Genomic DNA, 20,135 nt, shown 5'->3' with positions numbered 1-20,135 from the left:
ACCAATATGACACTAAGTGGAGTAAGAGCCATACTTCCTTTACTGGCTATGTTAAGGTCACCTATTATAAGGCTGATAAAGATGGCAATTTAGTACTAGAAAACGGTCAAAAAGTATATGATGGGTACCAAATTGTCCCGGTAAATATCAAGATTAAGTCAATGGCTGACCAGATGGGTGTTCAACTCTATAATGATCTTGATTACATGGTCTCACATACAGTTACTAATAATAAAGATATTGAACCGCAATATGAGTTGACTTGGGGATGCAACATTCATGAAGTTCACTGGAAAGCTGGAGTAAGCCAAGCCACAATTGATAAATATATTCGCAGTGTTGATCGTTTTGAAACTGCAATGGCACATAGTTTTCCAGGTACAATAAATACAACTGATTCCCAAGGGAATAAGTACTATATTGTATGGCCTGGTATGAAGATTATGTTCACTGATGGTTCACAGCTGTATCGGTCAAATGGTGATAAAACCCCAGTAATCCCAGTACGTATTTATCCACCAGAAAACAAAAATACTACTGCCCCAACCTTTGTTGCTAAAGATATGGGTGCATTTAACAGTACATCTGCTAAAGGCCAATTAACTAATTTAGCTGAGTCGCTGTTAGGTACTTATCAGCAAGACTACTACTGGGTAGTTAAGGATGCTAGTGTTGGCAAGCACACCCTTGAAGGCATTCCGGTAACTGGTTACCGTGCTCTAAAAGATAGCGATATTGCCAGTGCTGATACTAATAACAATATCTATGTAATGGTTAAGTACACCAAGGAACGTGGCAATGGTGAACCCGATGGCTATTACATGGTCAATGTGCCAATTAACATCGTTAGTGGTATTTACACATCACCACAAAGCAAGCAATTTGACAATCAAGCTGTAACTACTGGTCAAATTGTAAATGAATTAAAGAATGGCAGCATGGTCTTAAAGGACTCAAATGGTAGTGCTTTGACGATCCCAACTGATTTGTCTAATGCTGACATTGAATGGCTTGATAGTACTGGTGGTCCGTTGACCAAAGCACCAATTTATGTAGGTAGCTATAAGTTTGAACTTTCACCAACCGGTTTTAACCGTTTAAAGAGCGTTAACGCTGGGAAGACATTCGAAAACACGCCGATGGACTACACGATCACTGAGGCAGATGTTACTGCTACTTTAAATGGTAAGGGTGAACGTGATTACAACGGCCATGTTGTTTCTACTGACGATTTGAAGAATGGCAGTAGTAGTGACCCAATTAAGGTAACGTTTACTTTCCCAGGTAATGATGGTAAGGCAAATGATACTAGTTATACTTACGCCTTAGTTGATGGTGATTACAGCTGGTACACCAAGAGTGGTAATAATTATGTTGCCTACAATAACAGTCTTGAAGGTTCAAACGGTAAGCCAACTGGTGTCGGAACTTACTATTTGAAGATCAATGATACTGGTAAGCAAAACATTCAAAATTGGCTGAAGAGTAAGCTAGGTGACAAGTACTTCAACAGTTTAAAGTGGTCTACTAGCTCATTTAGTGATGATAGCTACGCTCAATTTAAGATTAACCAAGAAAAGGTTAAGTTTATTTTAGGTGGGGAAGGCTCTGGTGTTTACACCGGTTCAGCCCAAAGTATTAACAATATTCCACCTTACGTTGAGAGTGGTAATAATACTATTTACTTCAACACCAATTATCCAGACTTCCAAAGTGCCAATGTTCAACCTACAGATGTTGATTGGTACACTGAGAATTCTGATGGAACACTGAAGAAACTGGATTCAGCTCCGACTAATGTGGGTACTTACTATATCAAGTTAAAAGATAGCTTGATTAGCAGTCTGAAGGATAAATTGGTTCAAGCTGCAGGCTATGGCTTAGATGGCACAACTCAAAATATTACCTTTGAAGATAATGGAGTTGGCGGTCAAGCAACTTACACCATTACCCAAGCTGACGCTACTGCAACTCTTGGTGGATCTAGCAGTAAGACTTATGATGGAGCAGCTGTAACTTTAGATGAAATTAACAGCAGAAATGGTGACATTAAGGTAACCGTCAGCTTCCCAGGTGTTACAGATGCACAAAAGACAATCATTTTAACAGCCAATGATTATGTTTGGGATACGAGTGATGGTCATGCACCAGTGGATGCAAGTACGACACCTTACAAACTTAAATTAAGTACGACTGGTATTAGCCGGGTCAAGAGCTTGATTGAATCAGAAGCTGGTTCCGGTACTGATGCACAAGGCAACGAAGTATCGAACGTTAAATTTGCCGAAAATGCTGTTGGTGGTTCTGCTAAGTTTACAATTAATGAAGGTACTGAGACTCGCTATATTCAATACCAATTTGTTGATACTGATAATAACGATTCAACAGTTGGTTCACCAGTTACTGTTTCAGGTAAAGCCGGCCAAAATGTGACTATCAGTGGGTTAGATGTTCCAACTCATTATGAATTGGCAACTGGTCAGACTATTCCAACAAGCATTACATTCTTGGATCAGTCAACCGATAGTGCTAAACCGACGCTTGTTCAAATTAAGTTAGTTCATCAACATGGTGAAACTACCCAATATGAAACCCGTCAAATTACGGTTCATTATGTTTATGGTGCTGGTGAACATGCTGGTCAAAAGGCTCATGATGATGCCGTTCTTGATGTTTACTACAAGAGAACTGGTGATACTGACTTAGTAACTAACAAGATGGTTGATACCGCACCATGGCTTTTTGATAGTAGTTACAATGCAGATGGATTTAGCAATGGCTATAAAGTTGTATCAGGAACTTGGACAAGTTTGCCAACTTCATGGAATCCAGTTGAAGCTGAAGTGCCAACAATAGATGGCTATAAAGCATACTTAAACGGTGACTGGACGAAGAACAAGAATGGTCAACAATCTACTGTTCCAGCCAATAATTTTGTCTTCCCGAGCTACAACAGTACGGGAACGACAGATAGTAGCAAGAATTCCATTGCTTATACTGACGCCTCAACTGTTTATGAAGGTACTCCAGAACACACTATTTACTATATTCCGGCTGAACAGACTGAAGGTCGAACCATCACTGAACACTTTAAGAAATACGTCAACGGTGACATCAATGATCCAAACAGCTATAGTGATGCTGATGTTGTAACTCTGCCAGATGGCACTAAGCAATCCTATGCCCAAATCAAGGTTTGGTATAAAAAGGATGCTAGTGGTTTTGCAACCAATGGCAGTACCGATCCAAGCAAATGGGAAGCAACTTATAGCGGCTGGAAGTGGGATTCTACAGCTGGTGATACATCTACGCCAGGCTTTACCGTTATTTCTGGCAAAGACTTGTGGACCGGAATTGCATCCAACAACGGCAAAAATTCGTGGAATATCAAAATCCCATACTTAACTGATTATGAGCCTGTAAAGTTTAGAGAAGACGGGAGCTTTAATAGCGATACATTTGGTGCCCCATCTTATAAAGATGGCAATACTAATAATAACCAGTTTACTAATGCTACTGATCCAACATGGTATTTCCGGAATGAGTTGACTACTTTCTATGTACCAAAGTCACTTTTAAATAAGACGGTTACGAGAACGATTAACATTACTGATCCGGATGGTACTGTTCATTCTGTTGCACAAAAGGTTACTTTCAATCGTGAAGCTCGATTAAATAATGATGACACGGCCGTTGTACTTGGTGGTTTAAAGGATGATGCTTATCATTTTGTTCCTGGTGATAATGTCTGGAATCATAAATCAACTGATAGAGATGGTATTCCAACAGGTACCTGGGCTGAATATAACGTTATGAAATCAGGGTACACCGCGCTTGTTGATGGAAATGTAGCGACAAGCGTTACTGAAGCAACAGTTACACCAGATACTGCCGATACCACTGTTGACGTAACCTACATTAAGAATTCTGGAACAATCACCATTAGTCATGATGAAGTTGATCAAACTTACACTGGTGATTCTGCTAATACAGTTATTCCAAGTGGTATAACTCATAATATTCAGAAGAGTAATGATCTTTTAACTTGGCCGACTGGTGCTGAAAATGTAACGCTTGATAGCAGCGACTTCTCGTTTGCTAGCACGAATGGCAATATTCTTACCGATAAGCCAGTCAATGTTGGAACTTACCATATCGTTTTGAATAAACAGGGTCTTGATAAATTTAAGAACCTTGATTCTAACTTCACTTGGAAGTATGATCCGAAGACTTCATATGTGGTTTACAAGATTACTAAAGCTACACCACACGTTACCTTCCAAGGTACAGGTTCTAAGACTTATGACGGATCAGCTTTAAGTAGTTCTGATTACAGCACTCAAATTGGCTTAGCGATCACTGATGCACCAAACGCTGGTAATGATCCAATTAGTTTAACTGCTGGTACAGATTATGTCTGGACTAAGGGCAGTCATAAATACACCACTGCACCTGTTGATGCTGGTGATTACACCATTGAATTAACTGATGCTGGCAAAAATAAGATCAAGGCCGCAACTGCTAATAGTGACAACCTTGATTGGGCTAATGCCGTTATTTCTGGCACAGGCAGTTACAAGATTACCGAAGCAGCCGCAACCGCTAAGTTGTCTGGTGAGAACAATCGTGACTACAACGGTTTAGCTGTTTCCACCGCTGATCTGAACAACGGCGGCAACATTACTGTCACGATTGCTATTCCAAATAGCGACAAAAAGATTTCTTACACTTTACAAGATGGTGACTACACTTGGACAACTGGTTCTGCACCAACTGACCAAGGCAGCTACACCTTGTCATTGAACAAGGTTAATGTACTGGCACACTTGAAAGCTCAGATTGCTGCAGATTCAACTTGGAAGGGCAACGTTGGTATTGCTGATTCGGCTATGAGTGGTACTGCAACCTTTACAGTTAACAAGAAGGCAGCTATCGTTTCATTAACTGGTTCAACAACTGTTACCTACAATGGCAATCGAGTTGAGACACCACTTGCTCAATTGAAGAACAAGATCAGTTGTAGTGGTTTAGTAAGTGGTCAAAGCTTAGATACAAGCACTTTAACTGTCAGTGACTTTGACTGGTACGATGGCACAACTAAATTAACTAGTGCACCAACCAATCATGGCACTTACACGATTAAGTTGAACGCCGCTGGTTTGGCTGCTTTGCAAGCTAAGAACACTAACTACAGTCTCTCGATCAAGGCTGACCAAAACGATTACAGCTATGAGATCAAGACAGCCAAGGGTTCAGTAGTCTTAAACGGTTCACGGACAATCACGTTCGGTAATGCTGATCCAGACTACTACACTCATTACAGTGTCACCTTGACGACTGATCCAGCTGTAATTCATGGCTTCACACCAAGCTACATTCTGCAAGCTGGCGATCTAGAATTCTCTAGCGACAACGGTCGGACGTGGTCTACTTCTGTGCCAACCGCCGTTGGTACTTACCAAGTGAAGTTAAGCAACGCTGGACGCAACAATCTTATTGAAGCTAATAAGGATAACGGTAATATTACTTGGCCAGCTACTAACTTTAGTGGCATCAAGACTTATGTTGTTGAAGCGGCCACTGCAACGGCTACCTTAGCCGGCCACGCAAGCATGACTTATAACGGTCAGGCTGCTGAGTTGAGTAATGTTAATAGTGGCAATATCAAAGTAAAAATCACGATTCCAGGAACTACTAGTGATCATGACTACACTTTGCAAGCTGGCGATTACACTTGGAATACAACTGGTCATACGGCACCAACTGATGCTGGCAACTACACGATTTCCTTTGACTTGACGGCAACTGGTAAGGCTCACTTGAAGAGCTTTATCGATGGAATTGCAGGCAAGGGCTTGGCTGAAGCAAGCAATGTTAACATTCCAACCAGTGTTACTGGTACTGCTGACTTTAAGATTAAGCAATTAGCAATTACAGTTAACCAGGATCATTCTGGTGAAAAGACTTATGACGGTGATCCGGCTTCAGTTAGTCTGGATACGTTGAAGAATAGTCTGAGTGGCAGTGGCTTAGTTACTGGTCAACACCTAGATACAAGTACTTTAACTGCCAGTGATTTTGACTGGTACCAAGGTGCCACTAAATTAACTAGTGCACCAACCGATGCGGGGACTTACACGATTAAGTTAAATGCTCGTGGTTTACAAGCATTGCAAACTGCTAACAAGAACTACAGCTTCTCTGCCGTAACTGGTGACTATGGCTACACAATCAGGAAGGCTAAGGCAACCATTAACCTGACTGGTAGTCAAACGAAAGATTATGATGGACAGGTTGCAACGATTACAGCTGCTAACTTTACGCCAAGTGTTGCTACTAACAACAATATTAACTGGAATATTCCAACTACTACTCACTTTGTTGCTAGTGACTTTATCTTTACCGATGCGCGTGGTAATGAAATTACGGCACCTTCAGTTGTTGGGACCTACCACGTTTACCTCAGTGCTAGTGGTTTGGGCAAGATCAAGACCGACACTACCAACTACGACTGGGCTGATGGTTCACTTGGTACCTACACGATTCAAAAGAATAGTGATAGTACTGTTTCATTAGCTAATGTTGGTGATGGTCAAAGTGAAACCTACAAGGGTTCTGCTTATGGTAATACCGACATCAATGTAAGTAACTACAAGCTGACATTGCCAACTGGTTTTACTTACACTCTGCAAGCCGGTGACTTGGAATTCGTTCCAAGCACGGATGCCACAAATGTTGGAACTTACCATGTTGAATTAAGTCAAGCCGGGAAGGATCACTTAAATGCTGCTGATCCGACTAACTTTAGCTTCGACTTCAGCAAGTTCAATGCAGGTGAAGGTACGTTCAAGATTGCTAAGGCTTCCGCTTCGGCCACATTCTCTGGTAATGGCGCCAAGACTTATGACGGTAGTGCAATCAGTGGGTACGCACCAACGGTTAAGATTACTGCTCCTGGTGTTTCAGCTTCTGAGAATCCTGCTTTGACTGCTGGTACCGATTATGTTTGGTACAAGACTGATGGTGAAGGTCATAAGACTGGTTCTGCTATAACAACTGCGCCAGTCGATGCCGGCACTTACGTTGTTGAATTGACTGACACGGGTAAGGATAAGATCAAAGCTGTTAACGCTGCTAACTTGACCTGGACGGATGATGACATCACAGGCACCGGTTCTTACGTCATCAACAAGGCCACGGCGACGGTTAAATTTGCTAATGGCGTCGGTCAAACAGTTGATTACAACGGCGAAGCTAACCAATTCGATGCTGGCAAGTTCTTACCAACGATTTCCACTAACAATGGTCAAACCCTGACCCTGCCAAGTGGCGTTACTCTGTCAGTTGCCGCTGGTGACTTCACCTTTGATGGTACGAAGATGACCACGGAACCAACCGACTTAGGACAATACTCGATTGGCTTAAGTGATACCGGATTTACTAAACTGCAATCTGCTACTAATAACTATGATTGGGTCAATGACGCCTTAGCTACTTACAAGATTCAAAAGGCAAGTGGCGTTAAGGTTACCCTTTCAAATGTCAGTGGCGGACAGAGTGAAACTTACAAAGGTACTGCTTATGGCCAGAATGATATTGTCGTTGACGATTACCAAATCACTTTAGGCAACGGTAAGACTTATACCTTGCAATCTGGTGATTTGGAATTTGCTCCAAGCCAAGATCCAACAAATGTGGGCCAATACCACATTCAGTTGAGCAAGCAGGGCAAGGATGCGATCAGCGCACTCGACCCAACCCACTACAGCTACAATGTTGATACTGCTGGCTTTGGTACATTCACCATTACCAAGGCTGATGCCACGATTAAGTTTGGTGGGGATGCTACTAAGACTTACGATGGCAGTGCAATTAGTAACTATCAATTTAGCTACAACCCAACTGAAGGCTTTAACGCACCAGGCACCACCAGTACGGACTTTGCTTTAACGGCCGGTACTGATTACGTTTGGTACAAGACAGATAGTGCAGGCCACAAGACTGGCAGTGCTTTGACAACTGCTCCGGTTAATGTTGGCAACTACATTGTTGAGTTAACCACCGCTGGTATTAACAAGATCAAGGCTATTAATAGCAGCAACTTGAACTGGACAACTGTAACGGGAAGCGGTAAGTACGACATTGCCCCAGCTTCTGCTACAGCTACGATTGCTGGGTCTGCCACAGTTACCTATACCGGCTCACCTGCTGTGATCGATTACGGTTCAGCTTCTAGTCCAAACTACACCGTTACCTTGAGCAATGGACAAACCTATACTCTACAAGCTGGGGACTTAGACTTTGTCGCTAACGATCACACGAATGCTAATAGCGCTGGGTACATCTTGGAGTTGACCCAAGCCGGACTGGACCATATCAAGGCCGCCGCTGGGACAACTAACGACAACTACACTTGGACGTTTGATAGTACTGGTTCAAGTGCCAAGTTGATCGTTAAGAAAGCTGATGCCACTTGGGCACTTTCTGGTGACAACAGCAGTCAATACACCAAGACTTATGATGGACAGGCTGTTTCAACAGTAGATACGGGCATGAAGGTAACCCTGACTTACCCAGATCCAGCTGGCAACAGTCATGATTACTCATTTGGCACTTCTGATTATGAAATTAAAGACGCGGCAAGTGCTGTAGTTACTGAGATGAAGAATGCCGGTACCTACACGATTAGTTTGACTGAAAGTGGCATTAATAAAATTAAGGCAATTCAAGCTGACAACCTTAACTGGTCAGGTTCCGGCCAGATCACGGTCACGATTAATAAGAAGGCCTTAACCGATGTTTCCTTCTCTGGTTCAGATAACAAGAAGTACGATGGCACGGCTGGCACAATCAATGCCAATAAAGCAGGCAACTGGCAAGCAACTGGCTTGGTTTCTGGTGAAAGTTTCAATGCAACTGGGTTGACTAATGCCGACTTCAAGTGGGACGGCTCAACACCAACTAATGCCGGCAATTACCAAATCGTATTGAACGATGATGGTTTGCACAAGCTGCAGGCAAATAACGCCAACTATGACTTCAGCAAGGTTACTGGGCACATTGCCTACACGATTGATAAGGCAAACGCCACGATTAATTTAGCTGGTAGCCAAACGAAGAATTATGATGGTTCAGCTGCCACGATTGATGCAACGAACTTCACGCCAAGTGTAAGCACGGATAATGGAGTCAACTGGACAATTCCATCCACGACCACGTTTGACAGCAGTGACTTCATCTTTACTAATGATCAAGGCCGTCAAATCACCGCACCGACCGCAATTGGCAACTACCATGTTTACCTCAGTGCTAGCGGTTTAAGTAAGATTAAGACCGACACTACTAACTACGACTGGGTTGATGGATCGCTTGGTACTTACACCATTCAAAAGAATAGTGATAGTACGGTTTCATTAGCTAACGTTAGTGATGGTCAAAGTGAAACTTACAAGGGTTCTGCTTATGGCAATACCGACATCGATGTCAGTGACTACAAGCTGACCCTGCCAACTGGCTTTACTTACACCTTGCAAGCCGGTGACTTGGAATTCGTTCCAAGCACTGATGCTAAGAATGTCGGCACTTACCATGTTGAATTGAGCCAGGCTGGTAAGGATCATCTGAATGCCGCTGACCCAAGTCACTTTAGCTTCGACTTCAGCAAGTTCGACGCTGGTCAAGGGACGTTTAAGATTACTAAGGCTTCCGCTTCGGCTGCCTTCTCTGGTAATGGCAGCAAGACCTATGATGGTAGTGCAATCAGTGGCTATGCACCAACGGTTGTCATTACTGCTCCTGGTGTTACCGCGGCAGATAATCCTGCTTTGACTGCGGGAACTGATTACGTCTGGACCAAGGACGGTCACACCTATACCAGTGCTCCAGTCGATGCCGATACTTACACCGTTGAGTTGACTGCTGCTGGTAAGGATAAGATAAAGGCCGTCAACGCTGCTAACTTGACTTGGACGGATGCCGAGATCACGGGTACAGGAACGTACACCATTACGAAGGCCACGCCACACGTTGCCTTCCAAGGTGCTGGTTCAAAGACCTATGACGGTTCAGCTTTGAGCAATTCTGATTACACCACCCAAATTGGTTTGGTAATCACGGATGCACCAAATGCGGGTGAGAATCCAATTAGCTTAACCGCTGGTACCGACTATGTTTGGACCAAGGACGGTCACACTTACACGACCGCCCCAGTCGACGCCGGCACTTACACCATCAAATTAACTACCGCTGGTGAAGATAAGATCAAGGCCGCAATCGCTAATGGTGACAACCTTGACTGGGCAAATGCCGGTATTTCTGGCACTGGCACCTACACAATTAACAAGGCTAGTGCTTCGGCTACCTTCCAAGGTACTGGTTCTAAGACTTACAACGGTTCTGCCTTAAGCAGCACGGACTACACCACCCCAATTGGTGTAACGATTACCGCTCCAAATACAGCGACAACTATTACATTGACTGCGGGAACTGATTATGTCTGGATCAAAGATGGTCACACCTACACGACTGCACCAGTCGATGCTGGTACTTACACAATTGAATTAACTGAAGCTGGTAAGAACAAGATCAAGGCCGTCAATGCTGATAACTTGAACTGGACGAATACCGATATCACCGGGACCGGTTCTTACGTCATCAACAAGGCCACGGCAACGGTTAACTTTGCTACTGGTGCTGGCCAAACCGTAGACTACAGCGGTGAAACTGGCAAGTTTGATCCAAGCAAGTTTACGCCAGTTATTTCCACTAACAACGGTCAAGCCTTGACTCTGCCAAGTGGTGTTACCTTATCAGTTGCTGCTGGTGACTTCACCTTTAACGGGACGAAGTTAACCACCGAACCAACTGATTTAGGCCAATACACAATTGGTTTGAGCGATACTGGTTTTGCTAAATTACAATCAGCTACTGATAACTACAACTGGATCAATGCTGCTTCAGCTGTTTACAAGATCCAGAAGGCGGATGGCGTTGCTGTAACGTTGGCAAATGTCAATGGCGGACAAAGCGAAGTCTACAAGGATGCCGCTTACGGTGATACTGATATTGATGTCAGTGATTATAAGATCACTTTAGGCAATGGCAAGACTTATACCTTGCGTGATGGTGACTTGGAATTTGCCCCAAGCCAGGATCCAACGAATGTGGGCCAATACCACATTCAATTGAGTAAGCAAGGCAAGGATGCTATCAATGCACTTGATCCAGATCACTACAGCTACAATGTTGATTCTGCTGGCTTCGGAACTTTCACAATTACCAAGGCCACACCAACGGTTACCTTCCATGGTGTTGGCGAAAAGGTCTTCGATGGCAAACCAATTAGTAGTTACACGACGCCAATTGGAGTGACGATCACCGCACCAGGCAACCCAACGATTACCTTGGATGCCGGTGATTACCAATTCGTAGCCAGTGACGGAACGGTTTACGCAGGCAATGATGCACCAGTAAATGTTGGCGATTACAAGATTGAATTGACCGATGATGGTAAGGCTAAGATCCATAACAACACCGATAACGCGGCTAACCTTGATTGGGCTAATACTGACCTTTCCGGCTTAACGGATGGTTCTTACAAGATTACCGAAGCTGCCGCAACCGCTAAGTTGTCTGGTGAGAACGCTCGTGGCTACAACGGTTCAGCTGTTTCCACCGCTGATCTGAACAATGGCGGCAACATCACCGTCACGATCACAATTCCAAATAGCGACAAGACGATCTCTTACACTCTGCAAGATGATGACTATACTTGGACAGCTGGTTATGCTCCAACTGATCAAGGCAGCTATACTTTATCCTTGAACAAGGACCACATCTTACAGAACTTGAAGGACGCAATTGCAGCAGATAGTGCTTGGAAGAATAATGTTGATATTGTTGCTTCTGCTTTGAGTGGGACTGCCACCTTTACGATCAACAAGAAGGTAGCTACCGTTTCATTAGCTGGTTCAACTAGTGTCACCTATAATGGCAACCAAGTTGAAACGCCACTTGCCCAATTGAAGGACAAGATTAGTGGTAATGATTTAGTAAGCGGTCATAGCTTAGATCTTTCAGGCTTAACTGCTGCTGACTTTGACTGGTACGATGCATCTGGTAACAAGCTGGATAATGCACCGACTGATCACGGCACTTACACGATTAAGTTGAACAACGCTGGTTTAACTGCCTTAAAGAACAAGAACACTAATTATGATCTTTCAATTAATGATGATCAGAATAGTTACAGCTATGAGATCAAGACAGCCAAGGGTTCAGTAGCCTTAAACGGTTCACGGACAATCACGTTCGGTAATGCTGATCCAGACTACTACACTCATTACAGTGTCACCTTGACGACTGATCCAGCTGTAATTCATGGCTTCACACCAAGCTACACTCTGCAAGCTGGCGATCTTGAATTCTCCAGCGATAATGGCCGGACTTGGTCTACCACTGTTCCAACCACGGTTGGTACTTACCAGGTTAAGTTGAGTAACGTGGGACGCAACAATATCATCGCTGCCAATAAAGACAACGGTAATATTGACTGGCCAGCCACTAACTTTACTGGCATTAAGACCTATATCGTTGAAGCGGCTACGGCAACGGCTACCTTAGCCGGCAACGCAAGCATGACTTATGACGGTCAAGCGGCTGAATTGAGCGACGTTAATAGTGGCAATATCCAAGTTAACGTCACGATTCCAGGAACCACTGGCAATCATGCTTACACTCTGCAGGCTGGTGACTACACTTGGAACACGACTGATCACACGGCACCAACTGATGCTGGCGATTACACGATTTCCTTTAACCTGACTGCAACTGGTAAGGCTCACTTGAAGAGCTTTATCGATGGCATCGCGGGTGCGGGAAACGTCGAAATTCCAACTAGTGTCACTGGAAACGCCGACTTCAAGATCAATCCACTGGGCATTACCGTTAACCAAGGCAATTCTGGTGAAAAGACTTATGACAGCAATCCGGCTGCAGTTAGTCTGGACACTTTGAAGAATAGTCTGAGTGGCAGTGGTTTAGTTGCCGGTCAAAACTTAGACACCAGTACTTTGACTGCTAGTGCCTTTGATTGGTACCAAGGGGCAACTAAATTAACTGGTGCACCAACCAATGCTGGAACCTACACGATCAAGTTGAGCGCTGCTGGTTTACAAGCATTGCAGGCTGCTAATAAGAATTACAGCTTCTCTGTCGTAACTGGTGACTACGGTTACACGATTAAGCAGGCGAATGCCACGATCAAGCTTGATCCAACGACTAACCAGCAAACGGCAACTTGGGATGGTAATAACATCAGCTTAGACTTAACTAAGTTCAAGCCATCCATCACAACTGATAACAGTCACCAAGCAACGATTGATGTACCTAGCACCTTAACTTTGACTGTTGGGGACTACCAGATTACCCAGGATGGCACAGTTAAGACGCCTAAGGAACCTGGAACCTACACAGTTGAATTGACTGAACAAGGCTGGCAAAAGGTACGGGACGCAATTGATGGTCATGATAATTACCAGTGGACTTCAATTGGTTCTGGTACGTTGACAGTTAATAAAGCAACGGCAAGCATAACTTTAAATGGTCGTGCTTCCGTCACCTACACCGGTTCAACTGCTCAGATTCCATATGGCAGACATTACACGGTTACCTTGAGTAACGGTAAGACTTACACGTTACAGGCTGGTGACTTAGAGTTCACAACTGGCGAAAACCCAATTAACGTTGGTGATTACACCGTTAAGTTGTCTGCTCAAGGCTTGAGAAACATTCAGAATACCGTTGACGGTGCTCACTACACCTACACTTATGATGGCAACACGGCCGTTCTGACCGTTACCCCAGCTACTGCTACAGCAACGATTATTGGTGAAGGCAGTCATGGATACAATGGCTCTGCCGCATCACTAAGTGAAGGTACTTACAGTGTCACCTTGAGCAATGGCTTGACCTACACGCTGCGGGCTGGCGACTATAACTTTGTCGACAATGACGGGAATGTCATTGCTGCACCAACCAACTTTGGTTCATACAAAGTTGACTTAACACCACAAGGTAAAGCCGCAATTGAAGCCTTAACCGCAGTTGGCACTAAGAACAATTACGATTGGTCATTCAATTCCACGGCAACCTTTAACGTTACGGCTGCCAAGATGGCAATCATCGTTGAAGGTGAAGCATCAAAGGTTTATGACAATACTAATGCGGCCATCTCCGCGGATGACATTGCTAACGGCAGAGTTACGCTGAAGTGGGGTAACTCAAGTAAGCCAAGTGATGTTGACTTCACTTTGACTGCCGATGACTTTGAAGTTGTCGATGCGGCTGGACAACCAGTTAAGGACGTCAACTTCAATTCAGCCACTAACACAACTACCAAGACTTACTACATTAAGCTCAAAGATTCGGTTCTCCGGAATATTCAAAAACAAACAAAGAATTATGAATTTAGTCTGGGCGACACAAATGCCTTCTACACCATTTATGCGCGGAAGGCTGCCCTGACGCTTAGTGGTAGTCAAACCGTTAACTATGGTTCACCAGAGAAACTTGATTTGAATAAGTTCCAAGTTACATTAAGTAACTGGCAAGGTTCAGGTTCAGCGCCAACGATTACACTTCAGGCTGGTGACTTAGAGATCGACCTTGATGGTAAAGAAGCTTACACTGGTACAAATGCTGGATTACCAATTAATGTTGGTCGATACACGGTTAAGATTACTGATCAGTTGCGCAGTCGTCTCAAAAATGATCCACGCTTCAGTGATTATGACTTTTGTGATGGCCATGCTGAGCGGAATACAAATAGTTTAGGCAGCAATAGTGCACCAATTGATGAAGCTCATGAACCGGCTGTCTACATTGTTCAACCACGGCAAATCCAGGTAACGATTAATGGCAGCCAAAGCGTCAAGTATGGTTCAAATAATTACAACGATCCATCGATCATCAATAACAATGGTCAATATACTTTGCACTTTGGTAACATCGCTAGTCGTGATGCCAGTTACTTCAATGGCTATCGTTTGCAAACAGGTGACTTAACCTTTGTTTCCACTCCAGGGGACGTTGGCAGTTACCAAGTCAAGTTGACGGCTGCCGGAATTGCTCATCTGAAGGCCATTTCTGGTATTGATCCGAACAACTACGATTGGGATGTCAATGTCGCCGATGCGCGGGCGGACTTTAACGTTAGCCAGATGCCAGTTACGATCACCGTCAGTGACAAGACTGGTGAGACTGGTCAAAGCGTGGTCTTTGGTAATTCAATGACCATTGATCCTAACAACTATCAGGTAACCATCACGACTGAAGATGGACAAAACTTAACGGGCTGGACGCCTTCAGCTGGCGACCTGCAGTTTGCTGGTGCTACGCCAGTTAATGTTGGTGATCAATACAAGGTCACCTTATCTGCTCAAGGTTTGCAAAGCATTGAGAACAAGTTTGGTACTAAGAATTACACCTATACCAGCGCAGGCAAGGGCAACTTTAAGGTAACGCCAGCCGAAGCAACGATTACGTTAGCCGGTAGCGATAGCAAGACTTACGATGGTCAAGCAGGCAGCCCAAGTGCAAGCAAGTACACCTTGACCTTGCCAAACCGCTTCACTTACAACTTGACTGATGCCGATCTTGAATTCGTTGACGGAAATGGTAATCTCATTTCTGCACCAGTGGATGCTGGCGACTACCATGTTGCCTTGAAGGATAGTGTTCTGACTGCTATCAAAGATCAGGACGGTAATGACGGCAAGAACTACACTTGGACGGTTGTCGACAAGGATGCTAAGTACAGCATTACTAAGGCAACGGCCACGGTTGACTTCGCTAATGACCATCATAGCCAAACCGTTGACTACAATGGTCAGAGTCAGTTCAATACCGATAATTTTGTTCCAACGATTACGACTAATAATGGGCAAACGTTGAGTGTTCCAAGTGGTCTATCCGTGGCTGACGGTGACTTTGAGTTCATCAAGAACGGTGAAACTACTGGTTCGACAACAGAACCATTAGATGTTGGTAGTTACCAAGTTAAGTTGACGAAACATGGTTTGGATAAGATCAGCAATGGTCATACTTCAAACTACGATTGGACCAACAATGCCCTTGGTACTTACACGATCAACGCAATCAACATCACCATTTCTGGCAATGGCAGTCAAACGGCAACTTATGATGGAACGAGCTTTGGTAATGATTCAGGCTTAGACCTTAGTCAATTCAAGCCAGCACTGGATGCCAATGGTGTTGCTGTTCCAACCATCCCAAGTTCTGGTGAAAATGCCTTAACGGCGGATGATCACACCATCAAGCAAGGTAGTACTGAAGTCACCGCTCCAACAAAGTCTGGCAGCTATGATGTCTACCTGAATGCCAATGGTTTGGCTAAGTTGAAGAAGCTGTCTGGTAACTTCACTTGGCCAGCTGATAGCGAGATCAAGGTCGGGACGTTCACGATCGAACAAACCTCTGCGAAGGCTGTATTGTCTGGCTCCAACCATAAGACTTATGATGGTCAAGCTGCTTCAACGGCGGATCTGAATAATGGTGGTAACATTCTCGTTAAGATCACTGTTAAGGTCGGCAATGAGAACAAGGCCTTTGATTACCAACTGCAAGATGGCGATTACACTTGGGATAACGGTAGTACGCCAATTAATGCCAGTGGTAATGCTTATACTTTGAGTTTGAATAAAGATGTCATCTTAGCTCACTTGAAGAACAAGATTGATCAAGCTGATCCAAGCTTGAAGGGTAACTACAACTTAACGGTTGATGACTTGTCAGGTCAGGCCAGCTTCAAGATTAATCAGAAGTCAATTACAGTTGTTCAGAGTGGTTCTGATAATAAGACTTACGATGAGACGCCAGGTTCTGTTACGCTCGATCAGTTACTGAACGGTTTGACTGCTTCAGGATTAGTCAGTGGGCAAAGCTTGAACACCAATGGCTTGACCTTAGATGACTTTAGTTGGTCGGCTATGGATCACACGAATGTTGGTACTTACCAGATTAGTCTGACGCCTGCTGGGATCACGAAGTTGCAGAATGACAATCCAAACTACAGCTTCACACCAACAGGGAGCTTCACCTACACCATTAATGCAGCCCAAGCTAGTGCAACATTAAGTGGTCTTGGTGAAAAGACTTACGATGGCCAGGCAGTCAGTGACGCCGATGTGCAAAAGCAGGATGCTAACAACGACATCAAGGTCAGATTCACTATTCCTGGTGATAGCAACCCAACAGACATCACTTTGACTGCTAATGACTTTAATTGGAATGGTTCAGCTACCATCCCAGCTGGTGCCGGTACGTACACTTTGACCTTGAATGACCATGGTAAACAGGCAATCAAGGATCACTTTGCTACGAATCAAAACATCAAGTGGACTGATGCTTCATTCACCGGTTCGGCAACGTACACGATTAACAAGGCTAATGGAACGATTACCTTGAATGGTTTTGATAGTAAGACCTTCGATAATCAAGCAACGACGAGCCTTGATGGTACCAAGTACTCGATCACGGTTAACGGGGTCAAGCATGACTTGGCATCAGGACAATACAAGATTGTGGACGCTGATGGTAATGAAGTCAGTCCAAAGAATGTTGGTACTTACTACGTTGTCTTGACTGACTTGGCATCATTCGAAGATGGCAATTACAGCTGGACGGTTAACAGCAACGGCACCCAATTTGCTAACCAGATTGGGACTTACACAATTACTGCCGCTAGTGCAACTGCAACGTTAAGTGGTCATAATAGTAAGGCTTATGATGGCCATCCGGTAACTGTTACTGAAATTAACCACGGTGGCACAATCGAAGTTACCATGACGATTGATGGCCTTGATCCAGTTACCTGCAAGTTAGCAGCTGGTGACTATGATTGGGTTGACGCAAGTGGTAATTCCATCACTGCACCAACGAATGCAGGTCATTACTTCATCAAGCTTAATTCATCAAGCCTAACGAACCTGCAAGATGCTTTGAATAGTGAGTACGGTAATGGCAACGTTGTGGTTGATTCAACGCTGACGAATTCTGGTCAAGCTGAATTTGATATTGTCAAAGCGGCCCAAGTCATCGTCCATTATCAAGACGTGAATGGCTTGACTGAACCGGCTGGTGGTTGGTCCGGTGCTGCTGGTACTGCCTTACCTCATGACCAAACGATTAAGGGTGAAGCAGGAACGACATTTACCTTCGATCCAACAACTGGTGATTGGAACTACAGTGCAGACCACTACATCTTGGTTGGTCACAGTGGCGTAAGTACTTATCCAAGCTCAGGGACGACTACTGCGGATGGTAATTACTACGTTGGTGACTACTATGTTTACCTGAAACATGGTACGCATACGGTTCCAGCGGATCATCCAGAAGATAAGGCTGGTTTGAAGGAAAGTGATCTGAATAGTAGTGTTACGCGGAAGATTACGGTTAACACGCCGAATACCACACCGACTGTCATTACCCAAACGGTTAAATTTATTCGTAACGCTATCGTTGACGAGGTCACGGGCCAGATTACTTATAGTGATTGGACAGTAACTGGTCCGGCCGATCTGCCAGCATACACAGCCCCAACAGTTGCTGGATATACTGCTAGTCCAGCCAATGTGGCTAAAGTGACGCCAGTTCAAGGTCAGACGGTTGATAACGTAACGATTAACTACACTGCTAATGATCAAACCGTAGCCATTAAGTTGGTCGATGATGACAACGGTGGCAGTCAGGTTGGTTCAACAATCGTCAAGACGGGAACCACTGGTGAAACGATTGATCTTGAATTAACGGTTCCAGCTCACTATAAGCTTGCTGTCGGGCAAACTTTGCCAACAAGCTATCAATTCACAGCTGCTGGTGACCAGTCAATCACGATTCACCTGGTTCATGTTAAGAAGAAGGTTGATGGGAATACTCCTAATGAGATCCCAACAGGCGTTGATCACGATCAGTTAATTCAAAAGATTGACCGGACAATTCATAATCAATTGCCAACAGGAACGGTAACCGTGACGCAAGTGGCTACGATTACCAGAAGTGCAATGTATGATGAAGTTACTGGTAAGCTGAGCGACTTTGGAAGCTGGAGTGAAGACACAACCGGATGGCAGGCATACCCTGTCAGTGTACCTGGTTATACTGCTCATATTTACGAGAAAGTTGGTACTGGTGCCAGCACGGAAATTAGTTCTATTGAAGCTGTGACGGTCAAGAATGGTCAAAAGCCGGTCACTATTGACATTACCTACAGTTCTACTGCAGAACCAACGGACACTGATCGGGACATTGCTTTGCCGATTAACTATGTCTTGCAAGGAAATAATCAGATCATCAAACATGAGATTGTTTCTGGAAAGATGGGTGAGACAAAGACTCTGACGTTCGATATCCCAACTGGTTACCATCTTGTTGGTACATTGCCATCAACTATTTACAAATTCACTAGTTATGATCCAGCTCCGTTAATCATCACGATTGCAGAAGATGGTCCTGATAATCCAACGCCGCCAAGCACCCCAACGAGCCCAACGTCACCGACTGGGCCAACGAGTCCGACATCGCCAAGCAATCCGTCGAACCCAACAAGCCCAACGAGTCCGACATCGCCAAGCAATCCGTCGAACCCAACAAGCCCGACGAGTCCGACGTCGCCAAACAACCCGTCGAACCCAACAAACCCAACAAGTCCGACGTCACCAAGCAATCCGTCGAACCCAACTAGCCCGACGAACCCAAGCAAGCCGGGTCAAGTGACGACTCCAGGAACACCAGGCACATCTGCACATCCGCAGAACCCTGGTCAACCGGGCACTGCTGGTGAATCAGTTCCACCATCGACGCATGGCAATGTCACGAAGGGTGCTCACTCATCGTCTGCTAAGGGCAAGTTACCGCAAACTGGTAATAAAGATGATGAACTTTCAGCACTTGGCATAGCATTACTAGGTGCAACTAGTTTGTTAGGCTTTGGCAGAAAGCGTCGTCGAGACAATCAGTAATTAAAGATTATGCGTGAAAGTGGAATTTCCATGATTACACCGACAATTGAATAATTACGTTTTAGGCAACTAGACATCGTTTCAATTGAAGCGATGTTT

1 protein-coding gene is annotated in these 20,135 nt (G+C 44.4%); it reads left to right on the top strand.

Going from position 1 to position 20,135, the window contains the following annotated elements:
• Window positions 1-161 precede the first annotated feature (161 nt).
• Window positions 162-20,036 carry an MBG domain-containing protein gene (locus tag IV45_RS03430; RefSeq protein WP_057740744.1) on the top strand — a complete coding sequence of 6,625 codons (19,875 nt, stop codon included), beginning with the start codon at window positions 162-164 and terminating at the stop codon, window positions 20,034-20,036.
• Window positions 20,037-20,135: the final 99 nt, after the last annotated feature.

This window comes from Limosilactobacillus secaliphilus (assembly GCF_001437055.1).
Classification (GTDB): Bacteria; Bacillota; Bacilli; order Lactobacillales; family Lactobacillaceae; genus Limosilactobacillus; species Limosilactobacillus secaliphilus.
The sequence above is the reverse complement of the archived record's forward strand: the minus strand, read 5'-3'. Positions and strand labels throughout refer to the sequence as shown.